The following is a 20,703-nucleotide window of genomic DNA, read 5'->3' as shown; positions in this document are numbered from 1 at the left end:
GACCGACGCTCCGGCGGCACCAGCGAGTCGGACCGCCCACCGACCGCCGCCCCGAACACCGGACCGCCACCGCCGCACGCCCCCACCCCGCCGCAGGACCGGCCATGCTCGCGCAGCCCTCCGTCATCAGGGGACGTACACCTCGGCGGTGACGGCGAGCTCGACCGGCTCCGGCCCGGGTGCCGCCGCGCCGGCCCGCGCGGTGCCGCCGGCCACCAGCACCCGGCCGTCCGTCAGTTCCGCGACCGCGAAGCCGAAGCGGCCGGTGCCGAGCCCGCCGGTGAGCGTCCAGCTGCCGAGGGCGGGGTCGAGGACGGCCACCTGGCGGAAGCCCGTCTCGAAGGCCGGCCCTCCCGTGCCGCCGAGGAGCAGGACCAGGCCGGAGCGCAGGGCCAGGCAGCGGTGTCCGCGGCGGCCGCCGCCCGGCATCGGGCCGAGGGCGGTCCAGGTGCCGGTGGCCGGGTCCCAGACCTCGGCGGTGGCGAGGCTGCGCGGGTCGTAACCGCCTGCCGGGGCCGTCGCGTCGCCGCCGGTGACCAGCACCCGGCCGTCGGGCAGCAGCGTGGCCTGGTGGCCCTTGCGGGCGGTCAGCAGGCTGCCGGTCGGTGTCCAGCTGCCGGTGGTCGGGTCGTACAGCTCGCAGTGGGCGAGGGCGGCGTCCGGTCCGCCGGTGGGCAGCGCGCCGCCGACCACCAGGACCTTGCCGCCCGCCAGCAGGACGGCCCGGTGCCCGGTGCGGGCGTCGGTCATCGCGGGGCCGGTGGCGGACCAGGTGAGGGTGGCCGGGTCCAGCAGTTCGACGGTCGCCAGCGCCCGGCCGTCGGCGCCGGTGCCGCCGGTGACCAGCAGTCGGCCGTCGCCCAGCGTGGTGGCGGCGTGCCCGTGGCGGGCGGTGGCGAGCGCGGCGGTGGACGACCAGGTGCCCGGCGCCGGGTCGTAGACCTCCGCCGAGGCGAGAGCGCCCGCGGCGCCGAGGCCGCCCGCGACCACCACCCGGCCGTCGCCGAGCCTGCTCGTGCTGTGCCCGGAGCGGGCGGTCGCCAGCGCGGGCGCGGCCGTCCAGGCACCGGCCACCGGGTCGAACAGGGCCACCGAGCCCTGCGCCGCCGCCGCGGCATCCGCTCCCCCGGCCACCAGCACCTTCCCGTTGGCCAGCCGAACCGCCTCGACCTCCCCGGCGGGCACCGGCAGCCCTCCGACCGCACTCCACGCACCCGGCGCGGCGGGCGACCCGACGGCCTCCTCCTCCGGGATGACGTGCAGCCGGCCCGCCAGCGCCCCGTCCCGCCCGATCCAGTCGGCGAGCGCGTCCTCGGCGGTGGCCCGGCTGCGGAAGGTCCCGCCGACGCCCCCGGCGGGCGGGTGCGCCTGGACGTTGTTGCGGAGGTTCGCGACCACGAAGCGCCGGTCGGTGAGCCGCACGGTCTGCTCGGCCGCGAACGGCTGGCGCAGCTGGGCTTCCCGCTGCGAGATCGGCGAGCGGCTGGTGCTGCTGCCCTGGAGCAGTTGGCCGAAGATCGCGGGGCTGACGTCGTGGAAGCGTTTCGGCGCGGCGACGGCGGAGCGGGCCGCCATCGGGACCACCCGGCGTGCGGCGGCGGCCGTCGCGGGCGCGCCGCTGTCGATGATGTGCAGTTCGTACCGGGCGCTGCGGCGCACCACCCGCGGCGAGAGCAGGGTGCCGGCGGCTGCGGTCAGCTCCAGTCCGGCGTCCTGGGTCTCGTACGCGGGGCGGGAGAGCTTGGCGGCGTCGTCCAGGTCCTGGAACTGCGCCATCGCGAACCTGTCGCCGGTGACGGACACCCTGGCGAGGCCGCTGTCGGGGGCGGGCGCGATGCCGAACCGCCGCCCGTCGCTGGGCCGTTGGGCACCGATCCGGTCCAGCCGGACATCCAGCGGGACCGCTCGCTGACGGACGAACAGGGTGCCGAGCGGGTGCAGCACCAGCTGGTCGGTGGGGGGCAGCTGCCGAAGGGTGACCAGCGGGTTGAAGCCGCCCGAGGGCAGTTGGGTCTGCCAGCTCTCGATCTTGCCGAACTCGCCTGCCAGCAGCGGGAGTACGGCCACCGGGGGCAGGGTGGTGTTGTGTTCCTCGCCCCAGGTGATGTCGAAGTCGGCGGAGATCTCGAAGAACAGCAGCGAGATGGAGCCGCGGCCGTGCGCCCGCCAGGGCGCGGGGCCCTCCAGCGCGAAGTTCAGGTCGATGCCGAACACGCCGACGCCGAAGGCCTTCAGGGTGACCCCGGCGGAGATCCGGATGGTGAACGCGAACGGCGAGAAGCGGAACAGCGCGTCGAAGGAGAGGTGCCCCTCGATGCCGAACCCGCCGAAGCCCAGCCGGAGTTCGGCGGCCGCGCCGAACTGCACGGTGTTGCTGGTGACGGCGAAGTAGCCGGAGACCCGGATCAGTTGGCCGGGCCGGTTGAGGATGTCCACGGAGAGCCGCTTGGGCACCGGGAACGGCAGCGGCGGCGGCTTGAAGGACGGGTGGAAGCCGCCGACCGTCAGCACGAAGTCCGGCGCGTCGCCCCAGGCGACCAGCAGGCCCATCCCGCCGTCGATGGTCATGGTCAGTACATGCGAGTCGAAGAGTTCGGCGAAGAACCAGAGCCTCGATTTGTCGACCTCCAGCGCGCCCACGAAGTTCACCTGGAGCGCCAGCAGCGGCAGGTCCTTGCTGGGCAGCAGGCACTGGAGCACGCCGAGGATGGCGATGTCCCCGGGCGGGATCTCGATGACCACGCCGAGCGAGACGCTGACCAGCGTGGGTGTCCCCCAGCCGATCCTGGCCATCGGCCCGATCAGGAACCGGCCCTGCTCGGGCGGGAAGAAGCGGCGCAGGTCGGAGAGGATCCGGGGGGCGTTGGCGATGACGTCCTTGGGGAACATCACCGATTCGACCGAGCCGGTCCGCACGCCCTCCGCCAGGGCCTGCAGGTTCATCGCCCGGTTCAGCCCGATCAGGCCGCCGACCGCCAACAGCGTGAATCCGTAGCCGAGTTGGATACCGGTGGAGCCGAAGTCGGTGGTGATCACGATCAGCAGCGAGAAGCCGCTGCTGCCGTCGGGCATCCGGGTGCTGATCAGGCCGATCGCCTTGAGCTCGACCAGTCCGGCGAAGTCCAGGTCGAGGGCGCCCGCGTACTCGCCGCGGTCGGGATCGAAGGACAGGAACCCGCCGCCCTTGACCGCCCCCGCGTCCACCGACAGACCCACGCCCTTGGGCGGTTTGAAGCCGAAGGTGAGATCGACGGGGCCGAGGTTGCCGTCCCCGCCGGAGCGGAAGGCCACCTCGGCGTTGAGCCCGATCTGCTCCACCACGGCGGTGACGGGGCCGAGTTGGGCGCGGAAGGACGCGCCGAGGCCGATCGGCAGCCCGTCCGGTCCGGGCGCGACGGAGATGGTCAGGCCCTGGATCTCCAGCGGGCCGAGCTCCAGGTGCGCCGGGAGCTGGAGCTCCAGGTTGGAGGTGCCGCGGAAGTAGAAGCCCTGCCGGTAGGAGAGACCGACCGTCAGATCGGTGCCGAGGGTGAACCCGCCGGCGGGCAGCACGGCGCCGACGAAGCCGTCCGCACCGGCCGGGGAGAAGACGAACTCCAGCCCCTCCAGGCCGAATTCGGCGAAGAAGTCGACGGCGTCCCCGACCAGCCGCACCCCGCCCGCGCCGGAGATCCGGCTCAGCTGGAGCCGCGTGCCGTCGGCCTGGCCGAACAGGATGCGCGGCTGGTCGGCCGGGCCGGACCGGTCCACCTGGACGTCGATCGAGCCCTTGGCGTGCACCGGCGCGGAGGAGGACTCGAAGCCCAGCACCATGTCGATGCCCCGGCCGGGCCGCACCAGCAGCGCCACGCCGCCCTGCAGGTCGAGGTCGCCGCGGATGGTGACGGCGATGTCCGGCCCGAGCTCGAACCGGAAGCCCTGCGTCCCGGTGAACGAGGGCAGCAGCGCCAGCCCGGGCGGGGCCCCGTCGGCGGTGGCGGGCAGCGGCAGCAGCCGAATCGCGGCGGCCATCTCGGCCGAGGGCTGGACGCGCTGGAACAGCACGGCGGCCAGCGCCCTGGTCCGCGGCCCGAACGGGTCCGGCGTCGCGCCCTGGACGGCCAGCGCGGTGGACGGCACGACCCGCTGGCCCTGGACGTTGGCGCCGATGCTGCGCAGCAGGTTGTCGAGCTGGTTGAGCAGCTCCGGCTGGTCGAAGTTCGCGGTGCCCCAGCCGAAGGCGTCCTTCAGCACCTGCGCCGGGTCGGCGAGCGTCCGCGGCAGGTCGCCGAGGTCGAGCGCGAGGTGTTGGTGGGGCGGCCGGTTCCCGGTGGGCGGCGCGTAGGCGGACTTGACCACGCCGAGGCCGCGCAGCGCGAAGCCGAGGTTGGGGTGGTAGCGCTGCAGGTAGCTGACGATCAGGTGGTCGAGCAGCTGGCCGGGGAAGAGCGTGAGGAAGCCGTCCGCGCGGAGCGTGTCGGGGATGGCCGAGGCGGGCGCGTCCGCGATCGCGTGGATGCCCTTGATGAGTGCCTGGACGGCGCCGAGGGCCCGCTTGACGTCGTCCGGGGAGAACGACACCGCCGCGGAGGCCCCGCCGTCGCCGACCGTGCCGTCGACGTTCAGCCCGCCGTCGCCGAGCAGCGAGTGCAGGCTGTCGTAGAGCGTCTCGACGGCGGCCCGGAGGTCGACGAACGGCTGCGGGATCGCGGTGACCGTCCAGCCGAGGCGGCGCAGCAGTCCGATGAACGCGGCGGGGGTGGCCAGGCCGTCGCGCAGTGGCAGCAGCGCCTGGCCGATCTCCGCCAGGATCCGTTCGAAGGTGCCCGGCTCACTCATGCTTCCTCTTCTCCGCCTTGGACTCCGGGTAGAACTTCCGGTCGAGGAGCGCGTGGAAGGTCGGGTCGACCCGGTTGACGATCAGCCAGGCGCAGACGTGGCAGAAGTCGGTCTCGTCCTGGCGCATCTTGCAGCGGCCGGTGGGCCGGTAGTGGGCGCCCGCGAAGGTGGCGCCGCCCTCGAAGATCCCGATCGTCCGGGCGCCCTTGCAGGGCGGGCTGAAGTCCGGGATGTCGACCGGGGTGTCCTCCTTGGGGTTGGTGTCCTCGTGGTTCGGATCCTGGTTGAGCGGGCTCTGGTTGAGCTGGAGGAACCTCAGCACCTCCGGTTCCACCACCTGGAGCGGCTGGTGCTGCTTGTCCTTCAGCGGGACGAAGACGATCGAGCCCTTCGCGAAGGTCGGGAACGGGGCGCTGCCCGCCCGGGTGAGGATGATCGCGCCCTCGCCGGGCAGCACCTGACCGACGATCAGCCCTTCCAGGTAGTGCGCGGGGTCGGTGTCCAGCGGGAGCTGTCGGCCGCCCGGCGCGATGCCGAAGTTGCGCACCCGCACCTCGGACAGGAGGGTCTTGGCCTGCTGCCACTCCGCCGTGTTCCGGCTGCCGATGGTGAGCTTGAGGCCCTGGACGGGGCTGGTCACGTTCACCGAGTCGGCCAGCAGGACCGCGGCGGTGCCGATCCGGGGCAGTTGGAACCACTTGACCTTCGCCGGGTCGATGCGCCGGTCCGGGGCCGCGGCGACCCGCAGGAAGCCGAGCCTGGACACGTTGTCCCCGATCAGGTCCTCGGGTCGTTCCTCGTCGGGCCCGCCGTCGCCGCGGAACTCCTCGTACTCGTCGAGCAGGTTGAAGCTGTGGCCGAACTCGTGGGCGATGGTGTCGATGACTTCGGCGAAGTTCACCGGGATGTCGGCGACCGGGTCGCGGCGCTGTTCCCGCTTGTCCGTGGCGTTGGCGTAGACGTACGCGACGCCCTGTTCGGTGTTGACGGTCTGGGCGGTCACCGTCCGGACGTTGAAGTTGGTGCCGCCGTCCACGCTGTCGTTGACGATCAGGGCGATCAGGCCCCGGCTGGGCTGGAAGTGCTGGTCGTCGGGCTGCCACACGGCGCCGACGGCGGCCGTGGAGCCGGTGATCTTCAGGCTGCCGACGTAACGCATCAGCGTGGTGGCCGGGTTGAGCTCGGTGGGGTCCATGTACAGCTCGGGCGGGTGCCGGCGCGGGTCGAGGGTCAGGTTCCGGGTCGGCCTGTTCCGGTAGAACTCGTACACCCGGGCGACGAAGGCCTGGACCGCCGGGTCCTTGACGGCGTCGGCGGCGGGCCTGGCCACCGGGCCGAAGCCCGAGAGCCGGTCCGCGAACCGGGGGCCCAGGCGGAGGCCGAAGAAGGTGTCGCGGGCGTGCAGGTACCCGACCGACTGGTGCAGCTTCCAGGCCTTGACGAGGTCGTCGTCGATCTTCTTCGGGTCGAAGACGAGGTCCTGCGCCTGCCATTTCGCCACCAGGCCGGTCCGCTGGTCCCCGCGCATGGGCAGCCCGACCAGGCGGACCAGCTCCTCCAGGCTGTAGAGGTTGCCTCCGCCGATCTGGTTGGTCGGGATCGGGAAGCCGGTGCCCTTCGCCTGGCCGGCCTCGGTCCGTTCCTCGCCGGCCGCGACCCGGAAGCCGCAGGTGACGGTGTGCTGCTGGGAGGCGGTGAAGGACTTGAAGGCGTTGAAGCTGGTGCGCAGCATGCTGTACGGCTCGTGCGCGGGCTTCTCGAACATCTCGTGGATGGCCCGGGTGACGAGCTCGTCGAACTTCGGGCGGTCCTGTTCGCGGAACCCCTCGGCGAGGAACAGCACGTTGTGCTTGTCGGCGAGGGCCGCCGGGTCGCCGCCGCCCAGCTCCCAGGTCAGCGCGTGGTCGGCGCCGTAGTCGACCACCCACACGTTCAGCAGCTGTGCGCCGCCCAGGCCGGGGAACAGCCCGGACAGCACCCACGGGGTGCCCGGCTGGGTGGGCAGCACGCCCCGCAGGCGGCCGGTGGGCGACACGGCGAGATGCCGGGCGTCGGCCGGTACCAGCTGGACGTACCCGTGGCCGGTGATGTCGCCGATCAGGTCCGTCCCGGCGCCGGCGTCGTCGCTGAACTTCGCGTACAGCGACGGCTGGGCGTGCGCCACGGTGGTGTCGAGCGCGGTGGTGATCGAGTCGTTGCCGAACCACCAGCCGACCACCGACCGGTGGACCTGGAGCCGGCCGACGACGTACTGGTCGGCGGTGTGGGCCTGGAACAGGAAGACCCCGGGGGTGGTGGCGGTGACCTGCCCGGTCGTGCTGTTGTACGTGGGCAGGCCCTCGAACCGGTGGCCCTTGTCGTTGAACGGGGCGAAGAAGTCGACCGTGACCTGGCCGGGCGGGACCGGGGTGAGCACGAATCCGTTCGTCGCGGGCACCGCCACCTGGCGGGTGGCCAGCGTGAGGGTGAGCGGCGGCGTTCCGCTCAGCGCCAGGTGCAGGTCGCTGTGCGGGAAGATCAACAGGTCGGGGGTGGGGTCGGCCACGGGGGACCTCCTGTCCAATGCTTCGCAACCGTACTGACCGGCGCGGGGAAATTCGACACGAACGCGGCGTCAATGCCTCGAAAGGGGTCACTCGCCCGACCGATCGTCAGATCATGTCCCACACAAGGGAGTTGACGCCCGGCCTACCACTCCACCCGCAGGACGCGCGGGCTGCGGGTGGTGCTGCCCAGGCGCCACTCGACGGCCGCGCCCGGCCCGGCAAGCCGCAGGCCGGGGAGCCGGGCGGCGAGCCGCTGCAGGACGACCTGGAGCTGGGTGCGCGCCAGCCAGGTGCCCAGGCAGTGGTGCGGGCCCGCGCCGAAGGCCAGGGTGGGTGCGGGCAGCGGCGCGAACAGGTCCCCGGACAGGCCGTCCGGGAACACCGCCGGGTCCCGGTTGGCGCTGCCCAGGCAGACCGCGACCGTCGCGCCGCCCGGGATCCGCACGTCGCCGACCTCGACGGCCTCCACCGCCCGACGGGTGGTGAACTCGTCGTCGCCCAGCGGGATGTGGTGCAGCAGCCACTCGGTGGCCAGCCGCGCCCGCTCCGCCTCCGCGAGCCGGGGCCAGCTCTCGGGCCGCTCCCCCAACAGGTACAGCAGGGCGTTGGCGAGGGTGCCCGCGACGCTGTCGCTGCCGCTGGCCACCAGACCGCCGAGCAGGTACGTCAGCTGCTCCTCGGGAATGCCGCCGAGCCGGTCGGCGGCCTGCACCAGCCGGCTCGCCAGGTCCTCCCCCGGCCGGCCCCGCCGCCCGGCCAGCAGCTCGGCCGCGAACCGCGCGAACTCCCGCTGCTCGGAGGCCACTTGGCCCTCCGAGTCGGAGGCGTCGACGGTCACACAGGCGGCCCACCGCTGCAACCACCCGGGCTCCAGGCCGTCCACCCCCAGCAGCCGCTCCGCCACGGCGAACGGCAGGACGGAGGTGAGATCGGCGACCAGGTCGGCCGGCGGTCCGGCCGCCACCAGGCCGTCCAGCAGCAGCTCGGCCTCCGCCTCCACCCAGGGCCGCCAGTGGGCGACGGCCCGGGGCGTGAACGCGCCCTGCGCGGTGCGCCGCAGCCGCTGGTGGCCGGATCCGTTCTGGTTGTAGAGCGACGCCGGATCGGTGGACACGTTGAGCGCGCCACCGCCCCCGGGCTCCAGGTCGCGGACGAACCGCGGGTCGGTCAGCACCTGCCGCACCTCGTGGTACCTGGTCACCACCCAGGCCGCCGAGCCGTCCCGCAGGGTGGCCGACCGCGGCGGGGCCGGCTCGGGAAGGTCCAGGGCGTGCAGCGGCGGAAGTTGGGCGATCGGGCCGGGCATGGCACCTCCACGTGGGCGACCGGAATTTTCCGATTACGCTAGCTGATGGATCGTCAGCTTTTCTTCAGCCGTGCCACGTCGGTTCCGCAGCGACCGCCCGCCCTGCGGTTAGCATCGAATCCCGTTCAGTTCGGTGACGATTCATCTGGAGGGCCGTTGAACCGGGAAAGATCCTTTGGTCCGGCGGCCGGATTTCGCACCGTTCTGCGGTACGCCTCCTATCCGGTCCTGCTGTGCACCGTACCCGCCTGGGCCACGGCGACCCTCCACGAACACTGGGACATCGGCCGCGTCCTCGCCCTGTTCCAGGTCGGCACCATCAGCTACCTCTGGGCCCTCGAACGGCTCATCCCCTACCGGCGGGACTGGCACCCCGGCGCGCGTGAACTCCGGTGCTACGGCGTCTACTTCGTCCTGACGATGGTGGGCGGGGCGCTCGGCCAGCTGCTGGTCGCGGCGCTGGTCGCCCGGCTGGCGCCGCCGCATCCGGCCCTTCCGCTCCGGGCGGAGATCCCGCTCGCCCTGCTCACCGGTTCGCTGGCGAAATACCTCTTTCACCGATGGTCGCACCACCAGCCGTGGCTGTGGCGGCTGCACGGCGTCCACCACGGGCTGGACAAGGTGAACGTCACCAACAACGGCGTCAATCACCTGCTCGACGTCCTGCTCGGGCAGGCGGTCGTGCAACTCGCGCTGGCCTGGCTCGGTTTCTCCCGGGAATCCGTTTTCTGCACCTCCCTGTTCGTCGTCGCCCAGGGATATTTCGTCCACGCGAACATCGATGTCCGAATCGGCCGGCTGAACCACGTACTGGGCAGCCCGGAACAGCACCGGCTGCACCACAGCACCGAGTTGGCCGAGTCCGGGCACTTCGGCGCGGACCTCGCGATCTGGGACCACCTGTTCGGCAGCTTCACCTGGCGGCCGGGGCGCCGCCCGGTGGCGGTCGGACTGCACGACCCCGCCAGTTTCCCGCCCACCACCAGCGTGCTCGCCAGCCTGCTGCACCCCTGGCGCCCCGCTCCCGACGCCACCACCGGATCCTCCAGCTGACCCGGTCCTGCCACCCCCCACCCGTCCCCTGCAGGGGCGCCACGAGACACGGATTGGATCATGACGGACTCGACCGACCAACCCCAGGACCGGATCGCGATCATCGGCATCGGCTGCCGGTTTCCCGGCGGAGTCCGCGACCACCGAAGCTTCTGGCGCAACCTGATCGAGGGCCGGGACTGCATCGTGCCGACCCCGGCCGACCGCTACGACACCACCACCCTGGCCAGCCGGGACCGGGCCAAGCCGGGCCGCCTGATCGGCGCGCGCGGCGGCTACATCGACGGCATCGACGAGTTCGACCCCGAGTTCTTCGGCATCAGCCCGCGCGAGGCCGAACACATGGACCCGCAGCAGCGCAAGCTGCTGGAGGTGGCCTGGGAGGCCCTGGAGGACGGCGGCCAGCTGCCGAGCCGGCTCGCCGGAACCGAAGTCGGCGTGTACGTCGGCGCGTTCACCCTCGACTACAAGATCCTCCAGTTCGCCGACCTCGGCTTCGACACCCTGGCCGCGCACACCGCGACCGGCACCATGATGACCATGGTGTCGAACCGCATCTCGCACTGCTTCGACTTCCGCGGCCCCAGCGTCTCGATCGACACCGCCTGCAGCTCCTCGCTGGTGGCGCTGCACCTGGCCCGGCAGAGCCTGTTGCGCGGCGAGACCGATCTCGCCCTGGCCGGCGGAACCCTGCTGCACCTGGCACCGCAGTACACCATCGCCGAGACCAAGGGCGGCTTCCTGTCCGCCGAGGGCCGCTCGCGCGCCTTCGACGCGACGGCCGACGGCTACGTCCGGGCCGAGGGCGTCGGCGTGGTGGCGCTCAAACGCCTCTCGGACGCGCTGCGCGACGGCGACCCGATCCACGCGGTGGTGCTCGGCAGCGGCGTCAACCAGGACGGCCGCACCGACGGCATCACGGTGCCCAACCCGGACGCCCAGGTCACCCTGGTCCGCCGGGTCTGCGCCGAGGCGGGCATCGCCCCGGGCAGCCTGCAGTACGTGGAGGCGCACGGCACCTCCACCCCGGTCGGCGACCCGATCGAGGCACAGGCGCTGGGACGGGTCCTCGCCGAGGGCCGGGAGCCGGGCGCCCGGTGCTACGTCGGCTCGGTGAAGACCAACATCGGGCACACCGAGGCGGCCGCCGGCATCGCCGGGCTGGTCAAGACGGTGCTGGCGCTGAAGCACCGCCGAATCCCGCCGCACATCAACCTGGAGCGGCCCACCGACGCGATCGACTGGGCCGCGCTGCCGTTCGAGGTCCCGACCCGGGCGGTGGACTGGCCCGCGCACGAGGGCCCGGCCCGGGCGGGCGTGAACTCCTTCGGCTTCGGCGGCACCAACGCCCATGTGCTGCTGGAGGAGGCGCCGGTGCGCCCGGCCGCCGCCCCGGCCGCGCGCCAACCGGCCTGGAGCGTCCTGCCGTTGAGCACCCGGGACCCGGCCGGGCTGCCCGAGCTGGTCGCCGGGATCCGGCAGGAACTCGCCGGCGCGGACGGCCCTCCGGTGGCGCCCGCCGACCTCGGCCACACCCTGGCGCGGCGCCGCGAGCACCACGAGCACCGGCTGTCGGTGGTGTACCGGCCGGAGTCCGGGGAGTCGCTGGACGAGGCGCTCGCCGCCCACCAGCGCGGCGAGCCGCACCCCCGGGTACTGACCGGCCGGCGGCTGGAGCGCGCCCAGCGCCGGCTGGTGTGGGTGTTCACCGGGATGGGCCCGCAGTGGTGGGGCATGGGCCGGGGCCTGTTCGAGACCGAGCCGGTGTACCGCGAGACGGTCGAGCGGTGCGACGCCGAGATCCGCCGCCAGGCCGGCTGGTCGCTGCTGGACGAACTCGCGCGCGGCGAGGCCGAATCGAGGATGGCCGAGACCTGGCTCGCTCAGCCCGCCAACTTCGCCGTGCAGCTCGGCCTGGCCGCGCTCTGGCGCAGCTACGGGGTGCGCCCGGACGCGATCGTCGGGCACTCCACCGGTGAGGCCGCCGCCTTCCACGAGGCCGGGGTCCACGAACTCGCCGAAGCGGTCCGGGTGATGCTGCACCGCAGCCGGCTCCAGCACCGCCTGGCCGGGACGGGCGGGATGCTCGCCGTCGGCCTGACCGAGGCGGAGGCCGCCCGCCGGATCCGGGCCTGCCAGGACCGGGTGTCGGTGGCCGCCGTCAACAGCCCGTCCTCCGTCACCCTCTCCGGAGACCTCGACGCCCTCGGGCAGCTGGCCGCCGAGCTGGAGCGGGAGCAGGTCTTCGCCCGCTTCCTGCCGGTCCAAGTGCCGTACCACAGCGTGCGGATGGACCCGATCCGGGACGAGCTGCTCGCCGCGCTGGCCGATCTGAAGCCGCGCCCGGCCGAGGTTCCGCTGTACCTGACGGCCCGTGAGGGGCGCGCCCACGGCACCGAACTGGACGCCGACTACTGGTGGCAGAACGTCCGCGAGCCGGTCCGGTTCCGCTCCGCCGTGGACCTGCTGGCCGAGGACGGCCACCAGGTGTTCCTCGAGATCGGCCCGCACCCCGTCCTCGGCCACGCGATCCGCGAGTGCCTGGACGGCCGGGAGGCAACGGGCTGGACGGTGCCCTCGATCCGCCGGGAGGAGGACGAGCCGGAACGTTTCGCCAGGTCGCTGGCCGAACTGCACAACCTGGGCGTCGAGTTGGACTGGGAGGCGCTGCAGCCGGGCGGCCGCCCGGTGCCGCTGCCGGGCTACCCCTGGAAGCGGGACCGGTACTGGGTGGAGCCGGCGCCGGTCGAACAGATCCGGCTCGGACGGCTCGACCATCCGCTGCTGGGCCGGCGCACCGCGAACATCCGGCCGACCTGGGAGGTCCAGCTCGACCTGGAGCGGCTGCCCTACCTGGCCGACCACCGGATCGAGGACGCCGCGGTGTTCCCGGCCGCCGGCTACCTGGAGATGGCCACGCAGGCGGTGCGGGTGCTGACCGGCGCCGACCGGGCGGTGCTGGCGGACATCGAGCTGCCCAAGGCGCTGTTCCTCTCCGAGTCCCTGCCGCCGACCGTCCAACTGGGCTTCGACTCCGACGGCGTGAGCTTCTCCGTCGCCTCCGTCGGCGCCGAGCGCACCATCCACGCGACCGGCGTGGTCCGCACCGATCAGCGCCGCGGGCCCGCCGCCGCGCCGGATCTGTCGGCGCTCCGGGAACGCGCCGCCCGGCGGCTCGACCGCTCCGGCTGCTACCGGGAGCTCGCCGACCTGGGCTACCGGTACGGCCCGGCGTTCCAGCGCATCGAGGAGGTCTGGATCGGCCCCGGGGAGGCGCTGGCGCGGATCTGCCCCGCCGAGCCGCGCCCGGCGGACGCCGACGCCGCGCACGTCCACCCGACCCTGCTGGACGCCTGCTTCCAGGCCCTGCTGACGCCGCAACTCCTCGACGGGGACCGCCAGGAGAGCGGCATCCGGCTGCCGCTGTCGATCGGGGAGGTGAGCCTCGACCAGGTCGGCCACCGGCCCTTCTGGGTGCACGCGACCGTCACCCGGGAGAGCGCGGACGAGCTGATCGGTGACCTCGCCCTGTACGCCGAGGACGGGAACCCGCTCGGCCGGGTCACCGGGTTCCGGGCGGCGGGCGTCGAGGGCGCCTCGGCCTCCGCGGGCCTGGCCGCCATCGACGGCTGGCTGGCCGAACCGGTCTGGATCGACCAGCCGTTGGAGAGCGCCGACGCGCCGCCGCCGCAACGGCTGCTGGTGTTCGCCGACGCGCACGGCCTCGCCGAGGAGCTCGCCGCGCAGCTGCGCGAGCGCGGCGGCGCCTGCCACCTGGTGCGCCCGGGCGCGGAGTACCGGCACGGCGGCGACAGTTCGACCGTCCGGCCCGGCTCCGCCGCCGACCTGCGCGAGCTGTTCGCCGACCTCGACGGCGGCTTCGACACCGTGCTGCACCTGTGGAACCTGGACCTGCCGTCGATCGACGCGGTGGGCCGGGAACAGTTGGCGCACTGCGGCACCCTCGGCGGCTGGTCGCTGATCACGCTCGCCCAGGTGCTGCCGTCCGCCCGGCCCGGCGGGCGGCTGCACATCGTCACCCGGGGCGCCCAGGCGGTGGCCGAGGGCGATCCGGTGGAGCCGCTGGGCGCGCCCGCCTGGGGCATCGGGCGGGTGCTGTGGCAGCAGGAACTCGTGGCGCAGCGCGGCAAGTTGATCGACCTGGGGGCGGCGGCCGAGCCCCGTGAGGAGGCGGCGGCGCTGCTGCGGGAGCTGGCGGTCGCCGACGTGGAGGAGATCGCGCTGCGCGGCGAGCGGCGCGCCACCTGCCGGCTGCGCCGGCCCGCCGGGCTCACCCGGCCGCTGCCGCTGCGGCTGCGCGCCGACGGCAGCTACCTGGTGACGGGCGCGTTCGGCGCCCTCGGGCAGTTGCTCTGCCGGACGCTCGTCCGGCGCGGCGCGCGGCGGCTGATCCTGGTCGGCCGCACCGCGCTGCCCGCTCGCGAGCAGTGGGCCGGGCTCGACCCGCACAGCCCGGCGGGCAGGCGGGTGGCGTTCCTGCGGGAGTTGGAGGCGCTGGGGGCGCACCCCGTCCCGGTGCCGCTGGACGTGACCGACGAGGCCGCGCTGGCCGATTGGCTGGCGGACTACCGGCGCCGTCAACTCCCGCCGGTGCGGGGCGTCTTCCACCTCGCGGGGCAGGTCTGGGACGCGCTGGTGCCCGAGCTGGACCGGGAGGTGTTCGACGCCGCCTGGGAGCCGAAGGTGGTCGGCGCGCACATCCTGCACCGGCAGCTGCGTGACGAACCGCTGGACCACTTCGTCCTGTTCGCCTCCATCGCCTCCGTGCTGACCACCGCCGGGCAGACCAACTACGCGGCGGGCAACGCCTTCCTGGACGCGCTGGCCCACCACCGCCGGGCCCGCGGGCTGCCCGCGCTGAGCATCGACTGGGGTCCGTGGGCGACGGGCATGATCGAGGAACTGGGGCTGGTGGGCCACTACCGTGATGCGCGCGGGATGAGTTCGCTGCCACCGGCGGCGGGCATGGCCGTGCTGGAGCGGGTGGTCGGGCAGGACCGGGCGCAGCTGCTGGTGGCCACGGTCGTCGACTGGCCGGTGTTCCAGGCGTGGTACGCCTCGCCGCCGGCGCTGGTGGCGGAGCTGGCGGCCGCCGCCGACGTCCCGCAGGCCGCCCCGGCGGGCGGGTTCCCGGCCGCTTTCCGGGCCGCGGACGCCGGGGTGCGGCGGCAGTTGGTGGCCGAGCGTTTCACCGAGCTGGTGGCGAACGTGCTGCGGGCGAAGCCGGAGCGGATCGATCCGGCGGCGGGCCTGAACAGCCTCGGTCTGGACTCGCTGCTGGCGATGGAGCTGCGCGCCCGCGTCCACGCCGAGCTGGGCGTCGCGCTGCCGGTGGTGACGCTGCTGAGCGGCGACCCGTTCGACGAGCTGGTCGAGCGGCTGTACACCGGGCTGCTGGAGTCCGCGGCGGCCGACGGGCCCGTGCCGGAGGCGGAGGTGGAGGTGCACACCGACGAGCACCGGTATCCGCTGACGCACAACCAGAAGGCCCTGTGGTTCCTCAAGCACCTCAACCCGGACGCCTTCGCCTACAACATCGGCGGTGCGGTGGAGATCCGCACCGAGCTCGACCCGGAGCTGATGTTCGAGGCCTTCGGGGTGCTGCTGGAGCGGCATCCGTGCCTGCGGGCCAACTTCGTGCTGGAGGAGGGCCGGGCCGTCCAGCTGATCTCCCCCGAGGCCCGTCCGGACACCGGCCTGTTCGACGTGCAGGACCGGGAGTGGGACGAGATCCACGACATGATCGTCCGCGAGTACCGCAAGCCGTACGACCTCGAACGGGACCCGCTGGTGCGGCTGCGGCTGTTCAAGCGCGGCCCGGACCGCTGGGTGATCATGAAGGCGGTGCACCACATCGTCTCCGACGCGATCTCGACCTTCACCTTCATCGACGAGCTCTTCACCCTGTACGAGGGGCGGCGGCACGGCCGCCCGGTCGAGCTGCCGCCGGTGCCCGCGCGCTACCTGGACTTCCTCAACTGGCAGAACCGGCTGCTCGCGGGGCCGGAGGCGAAGCCCATGCTGGACTACTGGCGCGGCCACCTGCCGGCCGAGGCGCCGGTGCTCGGCCTTCCCACCGACAAGCCGCGCCCGTCCGTGCAGACCCACAACGGGGCGTCCGAGTTCTTCCGGCTGGACGAGGAACTCAGCTCCCGCGTCCAGGAGTTGGCCCGCGAGCACGACGTCACGGTGTTCATGGTGCTGCTCAGCGCGTACTACCTGCTGCTGCACCGGTACTCCGGGCAGGACGACATCATCGTGGGCAGCCCGGTCACCGGCCGCACCCGCGAGGAGTTCGGCTCGGTCTACGGCTACTTCGTCAACCCGCTGCCGCTGCACGTCACGCTGGCCGACCGGCCGTCGGTGGCCGAGCTGCTGGGCCGGGTCCGGGAGACCGTGCTGGGCGGGCTGGACAACCAGGAGTACCCGTTCGTCCTGCTGGTCGAGCAGCTCGGGCTGCAGCGCGACCCGAGCCGCTCGGCGGTGTTCCAGGCGATGTTCATCCTGCTCACCCACAAGGTGGCCACCGACAAGTACGGCTACCACCTGGACTACATCGAACTCCCGGAGGAGGAAGGACAGTTCGACATCACGCTGTCCGCCTACCAGGACCGGGCGGACGGCTGCTACCACTGCGTGTTCAAGTACAACACCGACCTGTTCGAGCCCGCGACGATGGAGCGGATGGCCGGGCACTACCGCAACCTGCTGGACGCGCTGACCCGGGCCCCCGCCGGGCAGCCCGCCGACCGGCTGCCGCTGCTCGACGACGCCGAGCGGGAACGGCTGCTCGACCGGTGGAGCGGCGCGAGGCGCACCGAGCCCGCCGAGGTGCCGGTGCACGAGCTGATCGCCCGGGTCGCCGCCGAGCGGCCCGAGGCCGTCGCCGTGACCCTCCCGGCGCCGGACGGCACCGCCAGGCGGCTCGACTACGGCGAACTCGACCGCCGCAGCCGCCGGGCCGCCGGGCAGCTGCGTGAACTCGGCGTCCGGGACGGTGCGGTGGTGGCCCTGTGCCTGGACAAGTCGCCGGAGCAGATCGTCGCCCTGCTGGCTGTGCTCCGGGCCGGCGGCGCCTACCTGCCGCTGGACCCCGGGCACCCGGTGGACCGGCTCGCCTACATGACGTCGAACGCCGGCGCCGTGCTGCTGCTGACCGACCGCACCCGGCCCGAACTGGCCGGCCTCGCCCCGCGGATGCTGACCCTCGACGAGCTGGACCGGGCGCCCGGGAGCCCGGCCCCCGAGCCCGCCGTCGCACTGGACGCCCCCGCGTACGTCATCTACACCTCCGGCAGCACCGGCCGCCCCAAGGCGGTGCGGGTCAGCCACCGCAGTCTGGCTTCGGTGTACGCCGGCTGGCGCGCCGAGTACCGGCTGGACAGCGAGGTCCGGGTCCACCTCCAGATGGCCGCCCAGTCCTTCGACGTCTTCACCGGCGACCTGGTGCGCGCCCTGTGCTCGGGCGGCCACCTGGTCCTGGCCGACCGTGACCTGCTGTTCGACACCGCCCGGCTGTACCGGACGATGCTGGACGAACGGGTGGACTGCGCCGAGTTCGTCCCGGCGGTGGCCCGCGGCCTGCTGGCGCACTGCGAACGCGCGGGCCACCGGCTGGACTTCATGCGGCTGCTGATCGTCGGCTCGGACGCCTGGAAGGTCGAGGAGCACCGCCGCCTGCACGCGCTGTGCGGCCCCGGCACCCGGCTGGTCAACTCCTACGGGCTGACCGAGGCGACCATCGACAGTGCCTGGTTCGAGGGCCCGGCGGACGGCCTCGAACCGGGCCGGATGGTGCCGATCGGCCGGCCGTTCCCGAACAGCGCGCTCTACGTCCTGGACGAGCACGGCGAGCCGGTGCCGCCCGGGGTGACGGGCGAACTCTGGGTCGGCGGCGCGGGCGTCGCCGACGGATACGTCGGCGACCCGGAGCAGACCGCCGAGCGCTTCACCGTGCGCACCCCGGGCGGCCGGCCGGTACGGCTGTACCGCACCGGCGACCTGGCGCACTGGGCGGCCGACGGCACCGTGCGGCTGCTCGGCCGGGCCGACAACCAGGTCAAGGTGCGCGGCCACCGCATCGAGCCCGGCGAGATCGAGACCCAGCTGGCCGCGCTGCCCGGCATCGCCCAGTGCGCCGTGACGGTGCGCCAGGTCGACGACGGCGGCGGAGTGCTGTGCGCCTACTACGTCCCCGAGCCCGGGGCACGGCCGGACCAGCGTGAGCTGCGCCGCCTGCTCGCCGACCGGCTGCCCGCGTACATGACGCCCTCGCACCTCACCGAGCTGTCCGTGCTGCCGCTCACCCCGAACGGAAAGGTGGACACGGCCGCCCTGCCGTCGCCCCGGTTCGACCCGGACGACAGCGAACCCGAACCGCCGGCCACCCTGTTCGAGGTGCGGATGGCCGCGCACTGGGAGTCCCTGCTCGGCGTGGAACGGGTCGGCCTGCAGCACGACTTCTTCGAGGCGGGCGGCAGTTCGATCAAGCTGATCGAACTGATCCACCACCTGCGGACCGAGTTCAACGTCTCCATCCCGGTCAGCCTGCTGTTCGAGTCCACCACGCTGCGCGGCATGGCCCGGACCCTGGAACACGTCATCACCGGCCGGATCGCCGGCGCCCAGCCGTACCTGTGCTTCAACCCCGGCGAGGCCGCCGACGGGACGGTGTTCTGCTTCCCGCCCGCCGGTGGGCACGGCCTGGTGTACCGGCAGCTCGCGGCGCACCTGACGGAGTACCAGTTCGTCGCGTTCAACTTCCTGACCGGCGAGGACAAGGTGGCGCGCTACGCCGACCTGATCGAGTCCTTCCGCGAGCAGGGCCCGTACACGCTGCTCGGCTACTCGCTCGGCGGCAACCTCGCCTTCGAGGTGGCCAAGGAGCTGGAGCGCCGGCACCACGAGGTGCCGCACGTGCTCATCGTGGACTCCTACCGGATCACCGACTCCTTCGCCCTCGAGGACGAGCACCTCGACGCGTTCGAGCGGGAACTGCGCGAGCACCTGCACCGGCACACCGGCTCGGACGTGGTCGCCGAGGAGACGCTGAGCCAGGCCCGGGAGTACCTGCACTTCTGCGCCCGCACCCCGAACCTCGGCGCCGTCCGCTCGCTGATCAGCGTGATCTCCGACCAGGAGAAGGTCCCGTTCTACGCGGCCGGCAACCAGGGCACCTGGCACGGCAGTTCGACCACCCGGACCACGGTGTTCCGCGGCTTCGGCAGCCACGCCGAGATGCTCGACCAGGACTTCGCCGCCCGCAACGCGGAACTGACCCGCGACATCCTCACGGGAGGAGCGACCGGTGCCGCGGGCTGAGGACGGACCCCGGGTCATCATCATCGGCGGCGGGGTCGGCGGGCTCGCCACCGGCTGCTACGCCCGGATGAGCGGGATGCGGACGCAGATCTTCGAGAAGCACGTCCTGCCGGGCGGCTGCTGCACCGCCTGGTCCCGCAAGGGCTACCTGTTCGACTACTGCATCGACTGGCTGATCGGCACCGCCCCGGGCAACGACGCGAACCGCGTCTGGCGGGAACTCGGCGCCCTCGACGGCAAGACCGTCACCAACTTCGACCTGTTCAACCAGGTGGTCGACGAGCACGGGCGGGCGGTGAGCTTCTACAACGACCCCGACCGGCTGGAGCGCCACCTGCTCGACCTCTCGCCCGCCGACGCCCGGCCGATCCGCGCGTTCTGCCGGGACCTGCGGCGCTTCGCCGCGCTCGACCTGCACCCCTTCCTCAAACCGTCCGCCCTGATGACGCCCCGGGAGAAGCTCGCCACCCTGCGGACGGTGCTGCCGTCGTTCCGGCTGCTGTGGCGGACGGCGGCGACCCCGCTCAACACCTTCGCCGACCGCTTCCAGGACCCGCTGCTGCGCCAGGCGTTCCGCAACATCCTGTTCCAGGACCCGGACGGCTTCCCGCTGCTGCCCTACCTGTACAGCATGGCCGCCGCCCGCAACCTCAACGCCGGTTTCCCGCAGGGGGGTTCGCTGGGCCTGGCGCGTTCGGTCGAGCACCGCTACACCTCGCTCGGCGGCGAGATCGCCTACCGCGCCCGGGTCGAGCGCGTCCTGGTCGAGGACGGGCGCGCGGTCGGCGTGGAACTCCGCGGCGGCCGGCGGCACTACGCCGACCACGTGGTGGCGGCCTGCGACGGCCGGACCGCCATCTATCGCCTGCTGGAAGGCCGTTACACCGGGCCGCGGATCGACCGGCTCTACCAGGACGTGCTGCACCAACCGGGCACCCTGTTCCCGGCCGTGGTCTCGGTCTTCCTCGGCATCGACGGCGAACTCGACGCCGGCGGCCCGCACTGCACCACGTACCTGCTCCCCGCCGAACAGGCCGCCGAACTGCCCGGCGCACTCCAGCGCGGCCTGGTGGTGCAGCAACGCTCGCACTACTCGGACGGCTTCGCCCCGCCGGGCAAGTCGGTGATCCACTGCACCTACTTCAGCGACTACGACCACTGGAAGTCGCTGCGCGGCCGGGACCGCCGGGCGTACCGGGCGGAGAAGCAGCGGGCCGCCGACGTGGTCCGGGGCTTCCTGGAGCGGCGCTACCCGGGGATCGGCGGGCGCATCGACCTGATCGAGGTCGCCTCGCCGGCCACCATGGAGCGCTACACCGGCAACAGCTTCGGCAGCATCCTCGCCTGGAAGGCGTTCTCCGGCGCCGACGACCTGGTGACCAAGCTGATCAACCGGGACCGGATGCGCCTGCCCGGGCTGAGCGGGTTCTCCATGGCCGGCCACTGGGCCAGCCTCGGCGGCCTGATCCGCGCCGCCTCCAGCGGCCGGTTCGCCGTCCAGTTCCTCTGCGAGGAACTCGGCCTGGAATTCCGGGCCTGGGAGAGCGACAACCAGGACCCCTGGCAGCCCGGCCAGCTCGGACACCTGCCCCAACTCGCCCGCTGGAGCGCCTCGGCATGACGGAAGCACGCAGACAG

6 protein-coding genes are annotated in these 20,703 nt (G+C 73.1%); 3 read left to right on the top strand and 3 right to left on the bottom strand.

What is annotated here, in order from left to right:
* Positions 1–126 precede the first annotated feature (126 nt).
* The 3 genes from ACZ6R9_RS14325 to ACZ6R9_RS14315 form a co-directional block, all read right to left on the bottom strand.
* Entirely contained in the window at positions 127–4,818 is a 4,692-nt protein-coding gene (locus ACZ6R9_RS14325) for a DUF6603 domain-containing protein (protein ID WP_465538380.1), read from the bottom strand.
* On the bottom strand, positions 4,811–7,363 hold the full coding sequence (locus ACZ6R9_RS14320) for a hypothetical protein (protein WP_465538379.1): 2,553 nt from the start codon (positions 7,361–7,363) through the stop codon (positions 4,811–4,813). Before ACZ6R9_RS14320 ends, ACZ6R9_RS14325 begins: the two co-directional genes overlap by 8 nt.
* Before the next feature lie 143 nt (positions 7,364–7,506).
* Positions 7,507–8,670 (bottom strand): cytochrome P450, encoded by a 1,164-nt coding sequence (locus ACZ6R9_RS14315; protein ID WP_465538378.1) that lies wholly within the window; start codon positions 8,668–8,670, stop codon positions 7,507–7,509.
* 156 nt (positions 8,671–8,826) lie between these two features.
* Between ACZ6R9_RS14315 and ACZ6R9_RS14310 the strand changes: the two genes are divergently transcribed.
* From ACZ6R9_RS14310 to ACZ6R9_RS14300, 3 genes are read left to right on the top strand one after another with little or no spacing between them, the layout of a single operon-like run.
* Entirely contained in the window at positions 8,827–9,723 is an 897-nt protein-coding gene (locus ACZ6R9_RS14310; RefSeq protein ID WP_380478140.1) for a sterol desaturase family protein, read from the top strand.
* Between the two features lie 60 nt (positions 9,724–9,783).
* Positions 9,784–19,065, top strand: coding sequence for a non-ribosomal peptide synthetase/type I polyketide synthase (locus ACZ6R9_RS14305; protein WP_465538377.1), 9,282 nt, complete (start codon positions 9,784–9,786; stop codon positions 19,063–19,065).
* Positions 19,052–20,686 carry a phytoene desaturase family protein gene (locus tag ACZ6R9_RS14300; protein WP_380478142.1) on the top strand — a complete coding sequence of 545 codons (1,635 nt, stop codon included), beginning with the start codon at positions 19,052–19,054 and terminating at the stop codon, positions 20,684–20,686. The genes ACZ6R9_RS14305 and ACZ6R9_RS14300 overlap by 14 nt, the downstream gene beginning before the upstream one ends.
* The last annotated feature ends 17 nt before the right edge of the window (positions 20,687–20,703 follow it).

The organism is Kitasatospora sp. NPDC048662 (genome assembly GCF_055587065.1).
This window is presented reverse-complemented; position numbering and strand designations above follow the sequence as displayed.

Excerpts from the sequence above, each read along its gene's own strand:
- ACZ6R9_RS14315 (WP_465538378.1), bottom strand. The coding sequence starts at position 8,670 with ATGCCCGGCCCGATCGCCCAACTTCCGCCGCTGCACGCCCTGGACCTT.
- ACZ6R9_RS14325 (WP_465538380.1), bottom strand. The coding sequence starts at position 4,818 with ATGAGTGAGCCGGGCACCTTCGAACGGATCCTGGCGGAGATCGGCCAG.
- ACZ6R9_RS14305 (WP_465538377.1), top strand. The coding sequence starts at position 9,784 with ATGACGGACTCGACCGACCAACCCCAGGACCGGATCGCGATCATCGGC.